This window comes from Nodosilinea sp. FACHB-141 (assembly GCF_014696135.1).
GTDB lineage: Bacteria > Cyanobacteriota > Cyanobacteriia > Phormidesmidales > Phormidesmidaceae > Nodosilinea.
Map to the genome: position 1 here is coordinate 95154 of NZ_JACJPP010000020.1, position 19191 is coordinate 114344.

Consider the following 19191-nt stretch of genomic DNA (forward strand, 5'->3'; position numbering starts at 1 on the left):
TCATGAATTTCTTTGAGCATCAAGACCAGGCCCGCCGCAACACCACCAAGCTGCTGCTGCTGTTTGGGTTATCGATCGCAGTGATGATCGCAGCATTTTATGTCGTTGCGATCGCGGTTCTATCCACCCAGGCCACCCCAGAGCTTGGTGGTTTATCGCTCTGGCAGCCCGGTGTCTTGTTTTGGGTAACCAGCGGTACCCTGGCTTTTATGATGGTGGGCAGCTCGACTAAGATGGCTCAGCTTAGCCAGGGGGGCCACAGTCTGGCCAAAGGGCTGGGCGGGCGAGAGCTAAACCCCCTCACCGACGACCCTGATGAGCAGCGGCTGATCAACGTGGTCAGCGAGATGGCTCTGGCCTCGGGCACCCCCATCCCTGCTGTGTACCTGCTGGATGACGAGCTGGGCATCAACGCCTTTGCGGCAGGTCACACCGCTGACAAAGCTGTGATTGGGGTGACCCGTGGATGTCTCGACCAGCTCAACCGCGACGAGCTGCAAGGGGTGATCGGCCACGAGTTTAGCCACATTCTCAACGGCGACATGGGCCTCAACCTCAAACTAATTGGGGTAATTCACGGTCTGCTGCTGATCTATATTGCTGGGCGGGTGGTGCTGCGCTTGAGCTGCTACTCCGACGGATCGTCGCGCCGATCAAAGGACGACAAGGGGGCTGGGGCGGTGTTGGCAGCGGCTCTGGCCATGGTGGTGATTGGCTACCTGGGAGTACTGTGCGGACGGTTGATCAAAAGTGCTGTATCGCGGGAGCGAGAGTTTTTAGCCGATGCCTCAGCGGTGCAGTTTACCCGGAACCCCGAGGGTTTGACTGGGGCGCTGCGCAAAATTGGTCAGATTTCGGCGGGGTCGACGATGGTTTCCCCCATGGCTGAAACCGCCAGCCACCTGCTGTTTGGCGAGGCCAACGGCAACTTGTCGTTCTTGGGGGAGTGGTTTGCCACCCATCCGCCCCTGGGCGAGCGACTGCGACGCCTGGGCCAGGTACCGATTCCCCAGGGAAGTTCTCCCCTAGCCGCCGAGGCATCGGTTAGCTCCCCAGACGAATCGCTGGTGATGGGCCTGCACGGGGGCACAAGCACTGCTGTGCAGCAAGGGATTGTTGCAATCGCCTCCCCCGCCCCCAGCCAGTTCATGACCGCCATTGGCACTACCGATGCCCGGCGGCTTGAGCAGGTGCGATCGCTGCTAAGCGAGCTACCCGCCGAAGTTAAGGCGGCCCTTCAAGACCCTACTGCTGCTGCCGAGGTAGTTTATGCTCTGCTGGTGCGAACTAAGCCCGCCCTACAAACTCAGCAGATCGAGTACCTGTCCAACACCTATGGCCCGGATTGTAGAGAACGAGTAGGACAAATTTACAATCGGGTTCGTGCCCTCAAGCCAGGGCAAGATCTGCTGTTGCTAGAGGCGCTAGTTCCTGCCCTCCAACAGCTCGACTCCGAGTCGGGGCAAAAGTTTGTCCAAACGGCCCAGGCCCTGAGCCAGCCAGGGGGCCGCCTGCTGCTCTCGAACTATCCACTGCAGCTGATTCTGCGCAAACGGCTGTCGAGTCGTTCAGGCCAACCTGCAACCATCACCGACATAAACGATCTCTGGAGCGACGCCCTTGTGGTGCTGGCCCTGCTGGCGCGGGTTGGCCACACTCGCCCAGAGGATGCTATCTACGCTTTCAAGCTGGGTATTTCGCAAATACCGGGGGCCAAAACGCAGACCTCGCCAAACCAGCTGCCGCCAATTAACAGCGTTGATATCAACGCTAGCCTCAGCCGTCTAGAGCAGGCTGCCCCCAAACTCAAACAGACCATTGTTGACGCCTGCGCCCATACGGTGCTGGCCGACAACGATGTTACCCCTGCCGAGATGGGACTGCTGCGGGCGGTGGTGATCACTCTTGACTGCCCGGCCCCACCCTTTCTTACCTAGTACCTAACCAAGTTGATTGTGACAAACTTGATCAGGGTTCAAGGTATAAGGCTGGTCGTGAACCTTGTACCTTCCTGTTGATTCACTACGCCCAAAAAACCTATTCGGTCGGCAGTTTCGGCAAAACTCGCTGCATTCTACAGGTTGATTGCTCCGAGATTTCTGCTACAATCCGAAGTTGCGCTATTGTGCCGTTTGATTACCGTTGGAGAATATTCATGGCTCGTCATTGTCAACTCACCGGGAAGAAGGCCAACAACGCCTTTTCGATCTCTCACTCTCACCGCCGCACTAAGCGCCTGCAAGAGGCCAACCTGCAAGAAAAGCGCGTGTGGTGGCCCCAGGGCAAGCGTTGGGTCAAGCTCCGCCTGTCGACTAAAGCGATCAAAACCCTTCAAACCAAGGGGCTTGAAGCTATGGCTAAAGAAGTTGGTCTCAACCTGAACAAGTGCTAGTTTGGCTTTTAGCCAGCTAATTTCGGCGGCGCAGTAGCGCCAGCCCCGCCGCTACAATACCGATTGCAAAGGCCGTTCCTGGTTCGGGGACGGCCTTTGATGTTGTCTGGCGCTGCACTTCCATCACAAACTTAAACACCACCGATTCGCCGGGGGCCAGAGAGCGGTCAAACTGAACGGCGGCAGTGATATCGGCATCGACTAAGGGGCCGGGGGTATTTTGCAACCCTGTGGCCGGGACGTTGTAGAGCTGAGCCAATAGCGGACCGTAGGGACTAATCTGCACTGCCGTTGGGGCCTGGTCGACGCTGAGAGTGGCCCGGGCACCGTTGGCGTCGGTTTGAGTAAGGGTATTGTTTGTAAAAAAAGCGGTGTTGTTGGTGAGCGCGCCGTCAAACTGAAGGTCGTAGTCGACGTACTTGAACAGGCTGACATCAAGCCAGTCGCTGCCCGTGTTGGTTAGGGTCACGGTTTCGTGGCGAGCGGCGCGATAGCTACCGGGGGCACCCCCCAACAGTACAGAATCGAGGGAAAAGGCCAGATTAGCCCCCAAGAAACTGGCGCTGAGGCGATCGGGGCTGGGTTGGCTAAATGCGGTGGGCTGAAAATCTTCGAGCCGCAGCTCCTGGGGAGCCGCTAGGTTGCTGAGGTTGAGAAAGTATAGGTCTGTGAACAGCGTTTCGATGCCGTCAACGAGCCAGGATTGCTCCTCGCTAAAGCGCAGCAGATCGGCGCGGTAGGTTGAGTTGCCCTGGGTGAGTTCTAGTAGTCCGGAGGGCAAGGGGTCTGCAGCCGCAGCCAAACTAGGGCTGGCCAGAGCCAGGGCTAAACCCAGACATGGAACGGTAATGGCAGACCAATGTTTCATGAACTGTGATGATAGGGCAATAGGATACAGAGAATTGACTGCGGTAGAAGAAACGAGAAAGCCGATGGGGCGATGGCCCTTTGGACCGGTCTTTGACCATTACGCCATCAGCTAATCCTCACCCAGGTTAGCCGGGCAACCCCATCGCTGGAACCGGTCCCCTAGGTGTATTTACGGAATCCTTAAGCGAACTTTACCGACTTCGTAGAGCCGCTGCTGCTCCTAAGGAGCCGAATACTCACCCGCTAAGCCATGACCGACCCCAGCGTAGGCAAAAGCGCTAGTTTCCCCATTACACTGAGTAAGGGGCTGAGGCCTCTAAATTCCGTCACTCATCACCTATGAATTTTTTGGCGAATCTGATTCCCGGTCGAGCTGACCAGGATACCCTGCCCAAGCGCAGCCGTCGGGTGCGGGGGGTAGAGCTGAAGACCGAGGCCGAGCTAGAGATTATGCGCGGTGCCGCCCGCATTGTGGCCACGGTGCTTAAAGAAATCGAGGCCCTGGTGCAGCCGGGGATGACCACCGCTGATCTAGACGCCCACGCCGAGAAGCGGATTCGTGAGCTGGGCGCAACGCCCAGTTTTAAGGGTTACCACGGTTTTCCGGCATCGATCTGTGCCTGCGTCAACGACCAAGTGGTGCATGGCATTCCCCACAAGCGTCAGGTGATTCGGCGGGGTGACCTGCTCAAGGTTGATACGGGGGCTTACTACAATGGCTTCCACGGCGACTCCTGCATCACCATTGCGGTGGGCGAGGTATCGGCCCAGGCCCAGCAGTTGATGACGGCAGCGGAAGCAGCTCTCTATGCAGGCATTGCCCAAGTAAAGCCGGGAAATACGCTGCTAGACATCGCGGGAGCGATTGAAGACTGTGTCACCAGCTCTGGCTTCACGGTGGTTGAAGATTTTACTGGCCACGGGGTGGGGCGAAACCTGCACGAGGCTCCGTCTGTGTTTAACTTTCGCACCCGCCAGCTGCCCAATATGAAGCTGCTACCGGGGATGACGCTGGCGATCGAGCCGATTTTAAACGCTGGGTCCAAGCAGACCCGCACCTTGAAGGATCAGTGGACGGTAGTGACGGTAGATCGATCGCTGTCGGCCCAGTTTGAGCACACGGTGCTGGTGAGCGAGACCGGCTATGAGATTTTGACCGATCGCAGCTCGATCCCGGTAGCCCTAGCTTCCTAAGGGACTGGATTGGGTTCTAGGCAGGGGCGATCGCCGTAGTCAACGCTGGTATCAATGGTGAGCACGTAGGCTTTGATGCCCTCGGCCGGCTCAAAGCGGTGGCGCTGAATTTCTTGCAGGGCTTTGCGATCGAGGATGCCGTAGCCCGAGCTGCGCAACAGAGCCGGTTCATCTCGCCAAGACCCGTCGGGGTTCACCACGGCCCCAACGTTGATTTCTCCCGGTGAGTCCGCTAGGCACACTCGCTGGGGATACACCGTGGAAAACTCGGAACGATTGATTTCTGGCGATAGCTCGGCCTGGCCGGTTTCCTGCCGCAGAGTGCTGACCCAAGTACTCTGGTTCGCGTTGAAGGCGTCATTGGTGACGGCAGCGGCATTAAAGACAAACCGGTTTTGAATAGACTCTGCCGCCCGGTCAACCTTGGCTTGGGGCAGGTTGAGGGTGGACACGTAGGCCAACAGTTGTGGGCCTAGCTCGGCGTCAAACAGGGGTTGAGTGGATGACGGAGCGGAAGGCGCGGGGGGCGTAGGGGTGACAGCACCCGCAGCCGGTGGATTGGCGGGTGCAGGTGGGGGTTGAGTGGACTGAGCACGGGTGGGTGAGGCTGTTTGGGAGCGGCGTTGCGAGGGTGGGGTACCTGCTCTAGAGCGGGCTTGGGGGCGGGCCGACCGAACAACAGGAGCATTGGCTCGAGCTACAGGTGCCGCTGAGGCCGTTGAAGGCTGCTGCTGCGGCGTGAAGGGGGATGTGGTTGCGCTTACGGCTGCGCCTGCGATCGCAGCTACGTCTGACTGGCCTGCGGGGGGCACGCGGGTAATGGCCACGCTGTCCTGCTCCGGGTCTGGGGGGGGAACCGGGACATCATCGGTGCCCGTTGGCAGCAGCAGCAGCAGCCCGTGCAGGCCTAGGGATGCCAGCAGCATGGGGGCTAACAGCTTCTGCCACAGGGGCCGAGAACGCTCAGGGGGAGCAAAACGAGTCGTCATACTTAATCTACGAGGGGAACTGTGCTACTGGCCTACGCTTTAAACTACCCGTTAACCACCTACTATGCAGCCATAGAACTGGGTTGCCGTGGTCAGTTCTCTAACTGGGTTGCTAGCGCGAGCGGGGGTCACTGGCCCAGATAATTACCAGCCCAGAAGCCTGTTGCCCAGGGGCTCCTACGCCAATGCCCACTAGAGAGATAAACAGGTAGGGCTGCTCCTCCTGAAACACCTCAAACAGCGGGCGATTGCAGTAGCCGTCAGCCACGCGATTCACAGCATACTGCGGTGCTGGAAAGGTGCGGGGAATATCCTGCTCTTCGATAAACTGAACGTTGCGGGTCAGGTAGCGCAGCGACACCACGCTGGGCTGAGTGCTGTAGGTGTCGGCATTAATTTGCGTAAAAAAGCAGGCCTGCTCCTGGGGCGACCAGGTTGCAATGCCCTGGGGGATCAGGTAGGCGATCGCTGGAAATGAGGTTTCCGTAGAGTCAAAATCGCTGTCACCTGACCCACGGGTGAGGCGGGTAAAAATTTCGGCCACGGCCTCGTTGGGCACTACGGCTGTAGCGGGTGCTGGCTCGGCGGCGGGCTCTGACGAAGGTGGGCTAATGCTCGAGACCGGCTCGGCCAGAGCAGGAGTAGGGGCGGGAGGCGGCGCGATCGGCTGGGTTGACGGGGAGGCGGGGGCCAGAGGCGATGGGGCAGCTGCTGACGGGGTCGGAGCTGCCTCAGGCTCGGGGGTGTTGAGAGTGCCGATGCTGAGTAGATCGACAAACTCGTCTTCGGCGATCGCATCCTCAGCCTTGGGAATCGGTTGCGGCGAGGGGGCTGGGGCCAGCAGCACTAGCCCGTGGAGCACCAGCGATAGGCCGAACAGTGGTGCTAATAGTAGCTTGGCTCGATGCCACCGTGGCGTTGGTCGCTTCGAGGGCGATACCGGCCGAGGTGATGTTACAGATTCCCCAATGGTCATAGGTGCTAAGGATAGTGGCAGCGTTAAAACACTGATACAGGGTGAGTTAGCTTCAGTGGATAGACGCAGCCAGCCCTCGGGAATGAATGGTCTCCCCGAGGGTTGGCTTGGTCTAGTGGTCAGGCTCTGCCCGAGAGGGCGATCGCGCTAAGTTAAGCGCAACCTACAGACCTGATAGCTCAGCTAGAATGTCGGCGTAGCGCTGCTCAGACAGCGGCACATAACCCACTTCAGGCACAAGCTCAGGCCCGTTTTCGAGCATGAACTCGACAAAGGCGCGCACCTCGGGGCGGCTCTCTAGGCTGCTCTTCTTGACGTAGACAAAGATGGGCCGAGACAGAGGCGCGTAGGTGCCATTCTCGACATTCTCAGGGGTGGGCTCAACGCCGTTGACGGCGACTGCTTTGAGGGTGTCTTGGTTTTCGAGATAGTAGGCCAGACCAAAGTAGCCAATGGCGTTGGGGTCGCGGCTGACGCCAATCACGAGAATGTTGTCGTCTTCGCTAGCGGTGTAATCGGCGCGGCTAGAACCTGCCTCACCCACAATCGTTTCAGTGAAGTAGTCGAAGGTGCCCGAATCGGTACCGGGGCCAAACAGCTCGATGGGCTCGTTGGGCCAGCTAGGGTCGATCTGATTCCAGCGGGTGACGGTGTCCTGGGCTTCAGGGCTCCACAGCGTTTGCAGCTGCTCTACGGTCATTTCGCCGGCCCAGTCGTTTTCGGGGTTAATGACCACCGTCAGCGCGTCGGTGGCAACGGGCACTTCAATGTATTCAATGCCAGCGGCGGCGCAGGCTTCGACTTCGGAGGCTTTGATGGGGCGCGAAGCACCGGTGATGTCGAGTTCGCCAGCGCAAAACTTGCTAAAACCGCCGCCAGTCCCCGACACGCCCACGGTTACCTGAGTGCCACGATTTGCGGCCATAAATTCTTCGGCCATGGCCTCAGATATGGGGTAGACGGTGCTAGACCCATCAATCTGAATAATGGAGTTTTGAGAAACCGCGCTGGGGACGCTAATACCTAGCGCTACTGCGGTGGTTACCGCTCCAGCTAGAATATAGCGATTAAATTTCTGTCTGCTCGTCATACAACACTCTCCGTAGCGTCCTAAACATGGTCAAATCCGCCATGGTAAACGCTACAGACTCAACCCTAAGAAAGCCTAATGGCAACAATAAGCCTAGGGAGAAAATGAATTAAGAGCCATTTAAGAAGCTAATAAACCTATTGTTTAAGGAATAACTTAGGTAACCCTGGACAGTAAGCAAAATTCAGCTTTTTGCAGGGTTAATTGCTCTAGGCCTAGAACAGTAAAGCTCTTTGTGGATTAATAGTTTATCCGCAATTAAGCCTGAGCAAACAACACCATCAATATGTCAACAGCGTCTCTTAGCTCTGAATCTTTAGTCTAATCAAAAGCACGTTGAAGCATAGCTAAACCGTAGCAATCAGCCGCTTTTTGACCCAAATGTCTTCTCTTGAGTGGATATAGACGGGATCGGCATGGAGAGCGATCGCTCGGTTATATGACTCCACCGCGTTGCCATAGGCACCCATTTCGGCTAGCAGCTTGCCTCGATTAAACCAGGCCTGGTGATACTGGGGGTTGAGGGCGACGGCTTTATCATAGGCGGCTAGGGCCTCGGCCTGGCGATTGAGGCCGCAGAGGGCATTGGCGCGATTGTTCCAGCCGGTGCAGTAGGTGCTGTCTAAGGCTAACGCCTGATCAAAGATCGCTAGCGCCTGAGCAAACTGGCTCTGTGCGCAAAGGGTGCAGCCTTGGTCATTGAGGGCGGCGGCGCTGTGGTCATGGCTGGAAATGGGATGCATGGGCAATCTCCTAGGCGACAGTTCCCATTGTGGGTTTGGCGAAGGTGGGGCGATCAGGGGGGGTGTCACCCGTTGGGGGTACGGGTTTACAATCCGTTGGGGAAAAGTTGATTGATCTACGGTGCAGCCTATGCCACAGGTAGCGTTACAAGAACTGGTTGCAGCGGTGCAAGCGGGGGAGCTGGTCAGCTTTCCCACCGATACGGTGCCAGCGCTGGCGGCGCGGCCCGAGGCAGGCGATCGCATCTACACTGCCAAAGAGCGCAGCCCCGACAAACCGCTGATTCTCATGGGGGCCAGCCTCGACGATCTGCGGCCCTACGTTGACGGAACTGAGGATGAGTTAGCTCAGTGGAGTGCGATCGCGGCTCAGTATTGGCCCGGCGCGCTGACCCTAGTGTTGCCCGCTAGCGATCGCTTGCCCCCAGCCATGAACCCTCAACAGACGGGCACTGTGGGGCTGAGAATACCTAACCATCCCTTGGCTCGACACCTGCTAGGCTACACCGGGCCACTGGCCACCACCAGCGCCAACCGTTCGGGGCAGCCGCCCTTGGAGACCATGACGGCGATCGAGGCCAGCTTTCCCCAGGTGTTTACTCTGGATCACGCGACCCAGGCTGAGATCTACGCCTTCCTCCAGGCTGAGGTTCCCCTTCCCGATCAGCCCCAGGGCTCAGGGCTGCCCTCGACCGTAGTGCGTTGGCAAGAGGGTGGCTGGACGGTGCTGCGATCGGGCGCAGTAGCTTTGCCCAAGGTCGAAACTGCTTAAAAGCGGTTTCGACCTGTCGCCCAGAGTTAGGCTAACAGAGGCGAATTCATCTATCGCAATGGACAGCTGCCGTAATGGACTATCCCCAAGGTCAAGACTTTACCGATCTCGAAACGCTACAGCTGGCCTACGATCGCCTGCAACACCAGGCCCAGCAGCAGGCGGCCTTCTTGGGTACGGCCTCCCACGAGCTCAGGTCACCCATTAACCAAATCATCAGCCTGCACCAGCTAATTCTCGAAGACCTGTGCGAAAGCCCCGCCGAAGAGCGCGAGTTTATTGCCCAGGCCAACCAGGCCATTCAAACCGTGCTCAAAAACCTCGATCTGCTGATCACCCTCTCCAAGTTTGATATCGGTGCTCTGCACCCCCGGCTTGCCCCTACCCTGCTCCAGCCGCTGATCACTCGCGTACAGCGCATGATCGAAATGCAGTGTATTAACCGCCACTGCCGGCTGATTGTGGGGCCGGTGGAGGCCAATCTACAGGTGCAAACTGACCCGGCATGGCTAGAGCAAGCCCTAGTCATGCTGATTGAAGCTGCCCTGGCCCAAGGCAGTCCGCAGATCAGCCTGACCGTATCTGAAGACCCCACCACCGGTAACATTGCTTTGCATTTGGGGGCAAACCCTGGCGAGGCTCCACCGTCCGCTATGGCTGCCCTATCGCCTGAGTTTCGCTACCAGCTAGCTGCTCGTCTAGCGCTCCACCTAGGGGCCACCTTGGAGTTTTTAGGTGCTGCAGAAAATCCCAAAAGTCTTTTGTGCCTGAAGCTATCGCGCCCTACCAATTAACGTCCAATTACCGCCATTTCATTGAACATTTGAATTAACCGTTCCATTTCAGGATCTTTCGATATAGTTTGGGCAAATTGCTTCCGGAAATCAGCGCTGCTTCCCTGTAGCTAACTCAAACCCCCACCCTGTATGCATTGAAACGCAGCCTGCCGGATCCCTGGAACTAAGTCACCGAAACAATTATGGAATTTTTCATCGTGCTCATTCTGGTCTTCATTGTGTGGACCAATGAAGCCCTATTGGGGAAATCATTAGTCAAAGAGCCTAAGCCCAAAACCGCAGAAGACAAGTTTACTGCTGCCCTAAAAGAGTATTTGGATAGTGGCATTCCTGTCCGCATTGTCGAGAAAAAAGAGGGAGGAAAAAAGTAAAATGCTCTTAACATAGACGTTACCTAACCTCAACAATGACCCAAGACTCAAATCCTACTGTCTCTAACCCTGAGGCCCCCGCCGAACCCGCTCCTGCTTTTGGGTGGAATCGCTATGCCGAGCGCATCAACGGCCGATTTGCCATGGTGGGCTTTGTGGCACTGCTGCTGCTAGAGCTGGTCACTGGCCAGACATTTTTTAGCTGGTTGGGCTGGCGCTGAACGCAGGCCCAACCCAGGTATGACGTGCGGTCTAGCCCTCAGAAGTGGTAGGCTTAGGGGTGATTTTTGGGATGGTGTGACTGTGGTTAACCCCAATGCAGAAATTGGTCGACTGCGGGAGCTGATGCCCGCCACCGCCCGCATGCAAACTAAGCTGATGCTCAGCGATCGCCAGCTGAACGTCATTAAGGCTGAGTTTCCGCGCCCCTGGCAGTCGGCTCACACCGTCTCAATTAACCTCGATTTGTGGCATCAGCTGGCAGTGGCCGAGCGCGATTTACTGTTTTTGCGCACCGTGACCTGGGTGACTATGACTAACGTGCTCAAGCCCAATTGGTACCAGGCCATGGCCGGGGCTGGTCTGGTTGGCAGCGTGGTAGAGCTGCTCCAGGGCGACGCGGTGGGCGTAGTGGCCGCTGCTGGAGTCACAGCCCTGGCTAGCTGGCAAATTTGGCGCGGCGTCACTGGTCCCCAAATTGAGATTGCTGCCGATGACAAGGCGGTGCAGGTAGCCTTACGGCGCGGCTACGACCAGGCCGACGCCGCTGCGGCTCTGATTCGTGCCATTGAAGCGGTGCCCCCCTTGGAGGGTCGACGGGTGCTTACCGTCAACGAGCTGCTGCGCTGCCAGAACCTGCGCAGGCAAACCGGGCATTCAGAATTTTCGGTGCCCGAGAGCTACCGGCGTTAGAAATCTATGGTTCAGTCATCGGCTCAGACTTCTGAGGCTCACCCGGGCTGGCGGGGGTTAGCCCGGCTCAGCTACGCCATGGAGTTGGGTCGGTGTGTGCCGACCCAAACCTATACCCGCGCCCCCTTGCGAGTGCAGCGTCCCCTATATCCCGAAGGGGAAGGGCTGTGCCATACCGTGCTGGTACATACTGCTGGTGGCCTAGTGGGGGGCGACAGCCTAATGGTGGAATTGGCCGCCGCCCCGCGCGCCCAGGCGCTGATAACCACCGCCGCCGCCAGTAAGGTCTATGGCAGCGCAGTCACCGCCAGCAGCAGCCAGCAGGTAAACATCACCCTTGCGCCAGAGAGCTGTCTGGAATGGTTCCCTCAGGAAACCATTGTGTTTAACCAGGCTCACTACAGCCAGGCGCTGCGGGTTGACCTGGCCCTTGGAGCCATTTGGGCCGGCTGGGAGATCACCCGCTTTGGCCGCAGCGCCCGAGGAGAAACCTTTGAGCAGGGCCAGTGGCGATCGCGCCTCGAAGTCTGGCAAGCCGACCAGCCCATATGGCTTGATCGCCAGCACTTAACCGGGGGCAGTGCGGCCCTCCACAGCGTCAACGGACTGGCGGGGCAGCCAGTGGTGGGGAGCTTTGCCGTGGTGGGGCAATTGTTTGACAGTGACTCGGTGGCTGCCCTGCGCCAGCTTTGGCCCACAGACCAACCTGGCGACATCGGCGTTACCCGGCTGCAATCGGGGTTGTTATGTCGGTATCGAGGCCCGTCAAGCCAGGCGGCACGGCGATGGTTTGTGACCGCCTGGCAGCACTTGCGCCCTCTCTACCTAAGGCGCTCGGCCACCGTGTCACGGCTGTGGCCTCGGTAAAGGTCGCAACTCGAGCAGAGATCACTGGTTTTCTCGGAACCAGTCACGTCCCATGCTTAAGTGTTTCAAAATGTTGGGGCTCAGCATGCTGAGTTCCTAAAGGAACTGGCCTGGATATAGAGGTGATTGGAATAGAGAGCATCCTCAGCCGTCGTCCTCTCTAGCAGGAATACCGTTAGGAGGACTTTAGCGCTCCTTCCGGACGAGGGTCTGACGCCAGCGAAAGGATAAAAATCATGAGACTTCTCAAAAGGTGCTATGAAGACTCCTCACTTTTCTGGCTCTAAGCTACCCCCTGCTTCAGAATACGCGCTGATTATTGGGGCTGGGGCGACAGCGGCCATGTCGATGGCGGCGCAACAGGTGGCAGTGGCAACTCTGCCCGTAACTACCCTGGTGGCCTTGGGCCTGCTCAATCGCTACCGGCTTGACCAGCGACTGCAAGACAGCGAGACCAGCGGACCTACCCAAGAAGAAGCTACCCATAAGCAGGCCCCAGCTGCACCCCAGCGAGTTACTGCTCAACCTCGACCAGACGCAATTTCGGCTCGGCCCCAGGTGGCAACCACGCCAACTACCTCAGCCCGTTTCTCTGAGCAGCGCGCCTACATTCACGAAACGTTAGCCAAAAAGATGCAGGCTAGGGCCGACTTTGCGTCGGTGCAGCAAGCCAGTTTGAAAAAGGTGGGGGCCTACCTCCAGCAGACTCGGCAAGAGAAGTCGCTGTCGCTGGAGGATGTTTACCAGCGGACGTTCATTCAAACTTATACCTTGAGGGCGCTTGAAACCGGCAATTTGAATCAGCTGCCAGAACCGTTTTATATTCGCGCCTTCATTCAGAAATATGCCTCAGCTCTGGGGTTAGAGGGGGCTGCTCTGGCGGCAGATTTCCCGATGCCCTAGTTCTCAAACCGCCTAGGTGAGAGCACCGCCACAGCTAGACCCGCTGCCGGCGGTGCAGCCATAGCAGTAGGGCCGGGTTTGCACGGTCTCGATCGCATCGAGGGAGTTAGCTGCAAGCAGGTCGGCCACGGTGAGCGGTTGACCACTGCGCCCCAAACTGGGCACGGCTTCCATTTGATTGAAGTCGCAGTCGTAGATGTGGCCTTCGTAGTCGATGGAAAGCTCTTGGCGACACATCAGATGGGGCACAGTGGCGGAGTTGTGGTGGTGAGCCAAAAATTGCAGGTAGGGCACATAGAGATTTTTGCCCTCTAAATATTGCTTAACCCGGCCAATGGGCAGGTTGGTGATGGTGTAGAGCTGGTTAAAAGCGATGTCAAAGTGCGATCGCAGATAGGCTTCATAGTCACTCTGCAACACCGCCTGGCTGGGGGTCAGCGAAAACTCGGCGCTGCGGGGCACGGGCGGGTTGTAGACAAGGTCTAGACGCAGGGCGGGGTCATGGCCGTAGCCCAGCTGGTTGAGTCGCTGCAGGGCACGAATAGACTCCGTGTAGACCCCAGAACCCCGCTGTTTGTCGACATTGTCTTCGAGATAGCAGGGCAACGAGGCCACCACATGCAGCTGATGGCGAGCAAAATATTCTGGCAGGTCTTCAAAGCCGGGCACAAAGAAAATGGTCAGGTTCGATCGCACCATCACCGTTTTGCCCAGCTGCCGCGCCGCTTCCACTAGGGGGCGAAAGCCATAGTTCATTTCGGGGGCACCGCCGGTCAGATCAACGGTGGCAATCTGCGGAAACCGTTGGATCAGCTCGATCAGTTGGTCGCAAACTTCGGGTGAAAGTTCTTCGGTGCGCTTGGGCCCAGCTTCCACGTGGCAGTGGGTACAGGCCAGGTTACACTTGCGGCCCAGATTCACCTGCAGCACGGTGATCGGCAGCTTAGTGAGGGGCTGCCCCAGCTGCTGAGCAAAGGGGGTGACTGCGATCGCTGGAGAGGGAGGAGACTGAACCATGGACCCTAGGTAGGTAAAACAGCATTCATCAATACGGTTGCCGAGGCAACTTGGTTGCCTCAGCTCAGGCTCAACACGCCTTGTTATTACAATCTACAACCCTGAAAATTTTCTGAGAGCGGGGAGCGTTCTAATTTCGAGGAAAGGTGGCGGCTCGGGTGATTTTGACGAGTCAAGGAAGTTTGGGTGAAAGGTTTAGGGTATAAGGTGCACAATTCATTTTGAACCTGAACCCTATACTTAAAACTCTTTCTGTAACCTGTCGCCTTTCGTTGGCTAGAGCCTTAGTGCGATCGCTTGGGAGAAGCTACTCTTACCTGGTCGCGTCCCTCATTTTTGGCCATATAGAGGGCTTCGTCAGCCTGCTTAATCAGGTCGGCAGAGCTGCCGTCGCTGGCAGGTTGGGCGCTTGCCACCCCCAGGCTTAGGGTAACCACCCTGGCCACGACCGACTCCTCATGGGGAATGCGGTGACTACGAATCATCAGGCGAATGTCTTCAGCGACGGTTTCGGCTCCCTCAAGGTAAGTGTTGGGCAGTACGATCACAAATTCTTCTCCCCCGTATCGAGCTACCAGGTCGCCAGGGCGCTTAGCGGCGCGGGTGAGGATGCGGGCCACCAGCCGCAGGCAGACATCTCCAGCCTGATGCCCATAGAGATCGTTGTACCCTTTAAAGCAGTCAATATCGGCCATAATCAGCGCTATAGACCCATTCTCTCGGCTCATGCGCCGCCATTCTTGATCTAGATACTGTTCTAGTCGACGGCGATTGGCTACCTGGGTCAACCCGTCGAGGTAGGCCATGCGCTGCAACCGCTGGTTGGCTAGGGTGAGCTCCTGGTGCATTTTGGCCTGCTGAATGGCAATCCCCACCTGGGTTGCTAGGTTTTGCAGCAGCCGGACATCGGCCATCCGCCAGGTTCGGGGTGCTTGGCACTGGTGGGCAATCAGCAATCCCCACAGGGTTTGATCTTGCAGCAGGGGCACCACAATTTCGGCCTGAATCTGAAAGTATTCTAAAAACTCTAGCTGAGAGGCAGGCAAATTTTGGGTGTAGATATTCTCTACCGCCAATCCCCGCCCGGCCCTGTAGTGAGCCAAAAACTTTTCGCCCACTGACCAGGGGTCGCGCATAGCCCAGCCCAGCATCGGCAGATAGGATGACGAGCAGGCTTCTTGAATGACCTGACCACTCATGTCGGCTTCACACTGCACGACGATGACGCGATCGGCCTCGATGAACTCCTGCACTGAGGTAACGGTTTGCGCCAAAATGCTGTCCAAATCAAGCACACGGCGAATGCGCTGGGCAATTTTGGCCACCAGCCGCTCTCGCTGCGACTGGAGTTTGATTTCAGCCTCAACCCGCTTTTGCTCAGAAATATCGAGGGTGACCCCAGCCAGTCGAGAGGTCTGCTCACTATCCTTAAAGACTTGACCCCGAGACGACAACCAACGCGTGTTTCCGTCGTTGTGGAGCACGCGAAACTCAATTCCATAGCGCTGTCCTAACTGAATCGCCTGCTGTAGGGCCTGCTGCACCGTGGCCTGATCTTCTTGGTGCACGTGGGTGAACAGGGTCTCATAGGTACCGCCGAATTCGCCGGGAGCCAGCCCTAGCAGACGCTCTTGCTCATCAGAGATGACTATCGTTCCCTGAGATAGATCCCAGTCCCAGGTGCCCATTTGGGCGCCCTTGAGGGCCAGGGCTAGGCGCTCTTGCTGCTGCTGAAACAGAGCGACGGAGTAGTGACAGGCGGTAAGTTCAGCTTGGTCAGTAGCGGCCGCCGCAAAGCGGGGAAGTGTGTAAAACCCGTCGGGGGCCAGCAGTCCTAACCAGTGGTGAGCCTGGTCAACAACGGACAGGTAAAGCTGCTCGGGATATAGCGCGCTCAGGGCCAGCGGCCAAGCCAGGCACGGACCCAAGGGTTGCAGCTGACTGAGGGGAGTCATCCATTGCTCAACTAGAACCTCGCTTAGGTCGGCTAACTCAGCCGTGGCTTGGGCGACATTAGCGTAGCCAAAGACCCCCATTAGAACTTCGCCGCCATATACCAAAGCGTAGGTTTTGACGGCCGTGGCCATGGCCGCCACCGTCTGCTGCACCGTGTCGCTTGTGTTTGCCCGCAGGGGAGACGGATCGATGCTGGCTGTGGGGGCGGTAGCGGTAGCGTTAACCAGGTCGTTTTCAGGCACAGATTCAGGGACGGTGAATAGATGGGACTGGATCGTGGGCAGACGAAGGTTATACCCCGCATAGTCGTCCTGGCAGCCGATCTGTTCTGTAGAGGCTACCGCAACCACCCTCGCCCACGGTGTCGTAACTGTATGGCAGCGGCAGCCGGTTTCATAGGATCTAGCATGCCCGGTAGGGGTATTGGGTGGTCATATATTGAGGGGGGCTTAACAACGGTGAGGACGTATGGGCAGCGTGTTTTCTCGGTAATGCGGCGTCTGAATTGATTTAAGCCGATAGCTAGAACTGCGGGTTGAACTATATCAGACCAAGACAGGGGCAGGGCTATTGTGGGGCCGGGTCGGCTGTCTAAGCTAGGTGCGGCGGGAGTTCTCTATACTGAAAGGATGTTTTGAGCGAGCGTAATTCCCCTGTCTGAGCTGCCATTAATTCACCATGAAACCCTGGAGTTGCTGGAGTGGCCTCGGCTGTGCCAGCACTTATCTACTTTTGCCGCCACTAAGCGCGGCACCCTAGCGGCCCAGGCACTAGTCACCCCTGCAACCCAAGCAGCTAGCGTCAACCTGCTGACTCAGACCCAGGAGGCCGACTGGCTGGAACAACACAACAACGGTCTCAACTTTGGCGGCATTCGCGATATTGGGACGGCGGTGGAGCGGGCCTATCGCCAGGGGCTATTGAGCGGCGAGGAGCTGCTGGCCATTGCCACCACCCTACATGGAGCACGCCAGCTGCGGCGCACCATTGATGCTCAACCGCCGGAGGATATACCGGTTTTGCAGGATTTGGTGGCGGACCTGAGCACCCATCCCGAGCTGGAGCAGCAGATTTATCACTGCATTGACGATCGCGGCGATGTCACCGACCGGGCTAGCCCTAAGCTAGGGGAGGTGCGCGATCGCCTCAAATCGACCCGCCAAGACATTCAGCAGCGGCTGCAGCGGATTTTGCAGCGCCAGTCTGGGGCTATGCAGGAGCTATTAATTACCCAGCGGGGCGATCGCTTTGTGCTGCCTGTCAAAGCGCCCCAAAAAGACGCGGTGCCTGGCATTGTGCATGATGCCTCCGCTAGCGGGGCCACCCTTTACATTGAGCCTCAGTCGGTGGTCGAACTGGGCAACCGTCTGCGCCAGCTGCTGCGTCAGGAAAAAACCGAGGAAGACATTGTTTTACGGCAGCTCAGCGATGCGGTGGCAGAGGTCTATGACGACTTAAGCCATCTGCTAGCGGTGGTTACCGAACTGGATCTGGCCCACGCCCGTGCCCGCTACTCGCTGTGGCTAGAGGCCAATCCGCCCCGGTTTATCGAACCCCAGGAGCAAACTACCCTGCGTCAGTTGCGCCACCCGTTACTGGTTTGGCAGCAGCGCCACGAGCAGGGGCCTGAGGTGGTGCCGATCAATCTGCTGATTCGCCCCGAGCTGCGGGTGGTGGCGATTACTGGCCCCAACACCGGCGGCAAAACCGTTACCCTCAAAACCCTGGGCCTAGCGGCGCTAATGGCCCGTGCGGGCCTCTACGTACCGGCCCGTGAACCGGTAGAGATTCCCTGGTTTGGGCAGGTGCTAGCCGATATTGGCGACGAGCAGTCGATCGAGCAGAGCCTGTCAACGTTTTCAGGTCATATTCGCCGAATAGGGCGGATTTTGGCGGCACTTAGTGGTGAGGAAGGTAGCGACGATGAGGAAGGTGGCGATGAGAGGGAGCAAAATACTCTTGAGGTAGGCTTCGCCGATAGCTCTAGTGGACCTTTATGGACAGGTGAACCGGAAGCAGAAGATTTATCAGAATCGGTGAATTCTCCCGCCCACCCACCCATCCACCCATCCACCCATCCTCGCCCCTCCGCCAACGCCCTCGTGCTGCTCGACGAAGTCGGTGCCGGTACTGACCCGACGGAGGGGACGGCACTGGCCATCGCCCTGCTCAAGCACCTGGCCGAGCGGGCGCGGCTGACCATGGCCACGACCCACTACGGCGAGCTGAAGGCGCTGAAGTACCAGGATGGGCGATTTGAGAATGCGTCGGTAGAATTCAATGAGGCGACGCTGTCGCCGACCTATCGGCTGCTGTGGGGCATTCCGGGGCGATCGAATGCGCTAGCCATTGCTCGCCGATTGGGCCTGAATGCTGGGGTAATTGATGCAGCGGCGACTCTGATGGCGACGGGGTCACAAGACGATGTTAACCAGGTGATTGCTGGGCTAGAAGCCCAGCGACGCCAGCAGGAGGAGCGATCGCAGGAGGCCGCCGAGTTGCTGGCCGCCACCGAAAAACTCCACCGTGAGGTGCAGCACAAAGCCGACATGCTGCGCGATCGCGAGCAGGAACTCAAGCTCCAGCAGCAGGCGGCGGTGCAGCAGGCGATCGCCGATGCCAAGCGCGACATTGCCAAGGTGATTCGCCGGTTGCAGCAGGGCGATGCCACGGCGCAAGATGCCCAGCGAGCAACGGCAGCGGTGGATGCGATCGCCCAATCTCGTCTGCCTGCGGCTGCGCCGACGCCGGCGAAACCGGGCTATCGGCCGGTGGTGGGCGATCGCGTGCGTATTCCCAGCTTGGGTCAGACTGCGGAGGTGCTGACCGCCCCCGACGACGACCACCGCATCACCGTGCGCTTTGGACTGATGAAAACCACCGTCAGCCTGGCCGATATCGAGTCGCTGCGGGGTGAAAAGGCGGAGGTGCCGGTCAAGACAAAGCCCATCGATACTGTGCCTGCCGCCCAGGCTGCGCCCCCTGCTCCCGCCATTCGCACTAGCCGCAACACGATCGATTTGCGCGGCATGCGGGTGGCTGAGTCAGAGGCGGTGCTAGAGGAGGCGATCGCCCAGGGCAGCGGTGCTCTGTGGATTATCCACGGTCACGGCACCGGCAAGCTCAAGGCGGGGGTGCATGAGTACCTCAAACGCCATCCGCAAATTCAACGGTTTGAGCCTGCGGCCCAGGCCGACGGCGGCACTGGGGTAACGGTGGCCTATCTATAGAATCTAGGGTTTGATTGCCTCTATTCAGCTTTTACCTCAACCCAGTGCAATAGCGAGCGGCTAAGGGCAGCTGGTCTTGCCAGTCGAGCCGTCGAGCTTCTTCAATGAGTTC

The 19191-nt window shown here is 58.1% G+C and carries 18 protein-coding genes; 11 read left to right on the forward strand and 7 right to left on the reverse strand.

All coding sequences use genetic code 11. From position 1 onward, the window contains the following. Positions 1-2 precede the first annotated feature (2 nt). Positions 3-1937: a M48 family metallopeptidase gene (locus H6F59_RS20445; RefSeq protein WP_190704766.1), complete on the forward strand. Its 1935-nt coding sequence runs from the start codon at positions 3-5 to the stop codon at positions 1935-1937. Between the two features lie 218 nt (positions 1938-2155). Further along, on the forward strand, positions 2156-2392 hold the full coding sequence (gene rpmB, locus H6F59_RS20450) for a 50S ribosomal protein L28 (RefSeq protein WP_190520641.1): 237 nt from the start codon (positions 2156-2158) through the stop codon (positions 2390-2392). A gap of 16 nt (positions 2393-2408) precedes the next feature. On the opposite strand, the gene H6F59_RS20455 is transcribed toward rpmB, so the two are convergent. After that, entirely contained in the window at positions 2409-3260 is an 852-nt protein-coding gene (locus H6F59_RS20455; protein ID WP_190704768.1) for a PEP-CTERM sorting domain-containing protein, read from the reverse strand. Positions 3261-3601: 341 nt separating this feature from the next. Here H6F59_RS20455 and map point away from each other — a divergent pair, with 341 nt between their 5' ends. Next, entirely contained in the window at positions 3602-4456 is an 855-nt protein-coding gene (gene map / locus H6F59_RS20460) for a type I methionyl aminopeptidase (protein WP_190704772.1), read from the forward strand. Here map and H6F59_RS20465 read toward each other — a convergent pair. The 4 genes from H6F59_RS20465 to H6F59_RS20480 all read right to left on the reverse strand — a co-directional run bounded on the left by H6F59_RS20465 (position 4453) and on the right by H6F59_RS20480 (position 8254). Continuing rightward, complete coding sequence (locus H6F59_RS20465) at positions 4453-5445, reverse strand: TonB family protein (RefSeq protein WP_190704774.1); 993 nt, start codon at positions 5443-5445, stop codon at positions 4453-4455. The genes map and H6F59_RS20465 overlap by 4 nt on opposite strands. A 112-nt stretch (positions 5446-5557) precedes the next feature. Continuing rightward, complete coding sequence (locus H6F59_RS20470; RefSeq protein ID WP_190704779.1) at positions 5558-6421, reverse strand: hypothetical protein; 864 nt, start codon at positions 6419-6421, stop codon at positions 5558-5560. 163 nt (positions 6422-6584) lie between these two features. Further along, positions 6585-7511, reverse strand: coding sequence for a PstS family phosphate ABC transporter substrate-binding protein (locus H6F59_RS20475; protein WP_190704781.1), 927 nt, complete (start codon positions 7509-7511; stop codon positions 6585-6587). A gap of 347 nt (positions 7512-7858) precedes the next feature. Beyond that, positions 7859-8254, reverse strand: coding sequence for a tetratricopeptide repeat protein (locus H6F59_RS20480; RefSeq protein ID WP_190704783.1), 396 nt, complete (start codon positions 8252-8254; stop codon positions 7859-7861). Positions 8255-8384: 130 nt separating this feature from the next. Between H6F59_RS20480 and H6F59_RS20485 the strand changes: the two genes are divergently transcribed. From H6F59_RS20485 to H6F59_RS20515, 7 genes are all read left to right on the forward strand, one after another. Then, on the forward strand, positions 8385-9026 hold the full coding sequence (locus tag H6F59_RS20485; protein WP_190704785.1) for an L-threonylcarbamoyladenylate synthase: 642 nt from the start codon (positions 8385-8387) through the stop codon (positions 9024-9026). A gap of 74 nt (positions 9027-9100) precedes the next feature. Continuing rightward, a complete protein-coding gene (locus H6F59_RS20490) occupies positions 9101-9820 on the forward strand; it encodes a sensor histidine kinase KdpD (RefSeq protein ID WP_190704787.1) in 720 nt (239 codons plus the stop codon). Between the two features lie 185 nt (positions 9821-10005). Then, complete coding sequence (locus H6F59_RS20495; protein WP_190704789.1) at positions 10006-10194, forward strand: hypothetical protein; 189 nt, start codon at positions 10006-10008, stop codon at positions 10192-10194. Between the two features lie 35 nt (positions 10195-10229). After that, positions 10230-10415, forward strand: a complete 186-nt coding sequence (locus tag H6F59_RS20500; RefSeq protein WP_190704791.1) for a chlorophyll a/b-binding protein — start codon at positions 10230-10232, stop codon at positions 10413-10415. 82 nt (positions 10416-10497) lie between these two features. Beyond that, positions 10498-11106 (forward strand): DUF3318 domain-containing protein, encoded by a 609-nt coding sequence (locus H6F59_RS20505; protein ID WP_313887272.1) that lies wholly within the window; start codon positions 10498-10500, stop codon positions 11104-11106. Between the two features lie 6 nt (positions 11107-11112). After that, positions 11113-11973: an urease accessory protein UreD gene (locus tag H6F59_RS20510; protein ID WP_190704798.1), complete on the forward strand. Its 861-nt coding sequence runs from the start codon at positions 11113-11115 to the stop codon at positions 11971-11973. Positions 11974-12231: 258 nt separating this feature from the next. Then, positions 12232-12876, forward strand: a complete 645-nt coding sequence (locus tag H6F59_RS20515; RefSeq protein WP_190520664.1) for a RodZ family helix-turn-helix domain-containing protein — start codon at positions 12232-12234, stop codon at positions 12874-12876. A 12-nt stretch (positions 12877-12888) separates the two neighbouring features. Here the strand turns inward: H6F59_RS20515 and arsS are convergent, their stop codons facing one another. Together arsS and H6F59_RS20525 are read right to left on the reverse strand one after the other, a co-directional pair. Beyond that, on the reverse strand, positions 12889-13893 hold the full coding sequence (gene arsS / locus H6F59_RS20520) for an arsenosugar biosynthesis radical SAM (seleno)protein ArsS (RefSeq protein ID WP_190704800.1): 1005 nt from the start codon (positions 13891-13893) through the stop codon (positions 12889-12891). A gap of 284 nt (positions 13894-14177) precedes the next feature. Further along, positions 14178-16199, reverse strand: a complete 2022-nt coding sequence (locus tag H6F59_RS20525) for a diguanylate cyclase (protein ID WP_206755224.1) — start codon at positions 16197-16199, stop codon at positions 14178-14180. 312 nt (positions 16200-16511) lie between these two features. On the opposite strand from H6F59_RS20525, the gene H6F59_RS20530 reads away from it, so the two are divergent. Beyond that, entirely contained in the window at positions 16512-19079 is a 2568-nt protein-coding gene (locus H6F59_RS20530; protein WP_190705034.1) for an endonuclease MutS2, read from the forward strand. The last annotated feature ends 112 nt before the right edge of the window (positions 19080-19191 follow it).

Bases quoted from the DNA above. Each gene is read 5' to 3' on its own strand.
- H6F59_RS20475 (WP_190704781.1), bottom strand. From the start codon at position 7,511: ATGACGAGCAGACAGAAATTTAATCGCTATATTCTAGCTGGAGCGGTA.
- H6F59_RS20445 (WP_190704766.1), top strand. From the start codon at position 3: ATGAATTTCTTTGAGCATCAAGACCAGGCCCGCCGCAACACCACCAAG.
- H6F59_RS20465 (WP_190704774.1), bottom strand. From the start codon at position 5,445: ATGACGACTCGTTTTGCTCCCCCTGAGCGTTCTCGGCCCCTGTGGCAG.
- H6F59_RS20470 (WP_190704779.1), bottom strand. From the start codon at position 6,421: ATGACCATTGGGGAATCTGTAACATCACCTCGGCCGGTATCGCCCTCG.
- H6F59_RS20495 (WP_190704789.1), top strand. From the start codon at position 10,006: ATGGAATTTTTCATCGTGCTCATTCTGGTCTTCATTGTGTGGACCAAT.
- H6F59_RS20455 (WP_190704768.1), bottom strand. From the start codon at position 3,260: ATGAAACATTGGTCTGCCATTACCGTTCCATGTCTGGGTTTAGCCCTG.
- H6F59_RS20510 (WP_190704798.1), top strand. From the start codon at position 11,113: ATGGTTCAGTCATCGGCTCAGACTTCTGAGGCTCACCCGGGCTGGCGG.
- map (WP_190704772.1), top strand. From the start codon at position 3,602: ATGAATTTTTTGGCGAATCTGATTCCCGGTCGAGCTGACCAGGATACC.
- H6F59_RS20485 (WP_190704785.1), top strand. From the start codon at position 8,385: ATGCCACAGGTAGCGTTACAAGAACTGGTTGCAGCGGTGCAAGCGGGG.
- H6F59_RS20515 (WP_190520664.1), top strand. From the start codon at position 12,232: ATGAAGACTCCTCACTTTTCTGGCTCTAAGCTACCCCCTGCTTCAGAA.
- arsS (WP_190704800.1), bottom strand. From the start codon at position 13,893: ATGGTTCAGTCTCCTCCCTCTCCAGCGATCGCAGTCACCCCCTTTGCT.
- H6F59_RS20480 (WP_190704783.1), bottom strand. From the start codon at position 8,254: ATGCATCCCATTTCCAGCCATGACCACAGCGCCGCCGCCCTCAATGAC.
- H6F59_RS20490 (WP_190704787.1), top strand. From the start codon at position 9,101: ATGGACTATCCCCAAGGTCAAGACTTTACCGATCTCGAAACGCTACAG.
- H6F59_RS20500 (WP_190704791.1), top strand. From the start codon at position 10,230: ATGACCCAAGACTCAAATCCTACTGTCTCTAACCCTGAGGCCCCCGCC.
- rpmB (WP_190520641.1), top strand. From the start codon at position 2,156: ATGGCTCGTCATTGTCAACTCACCGGGAAGAAGGCCAACAACGCCTTT.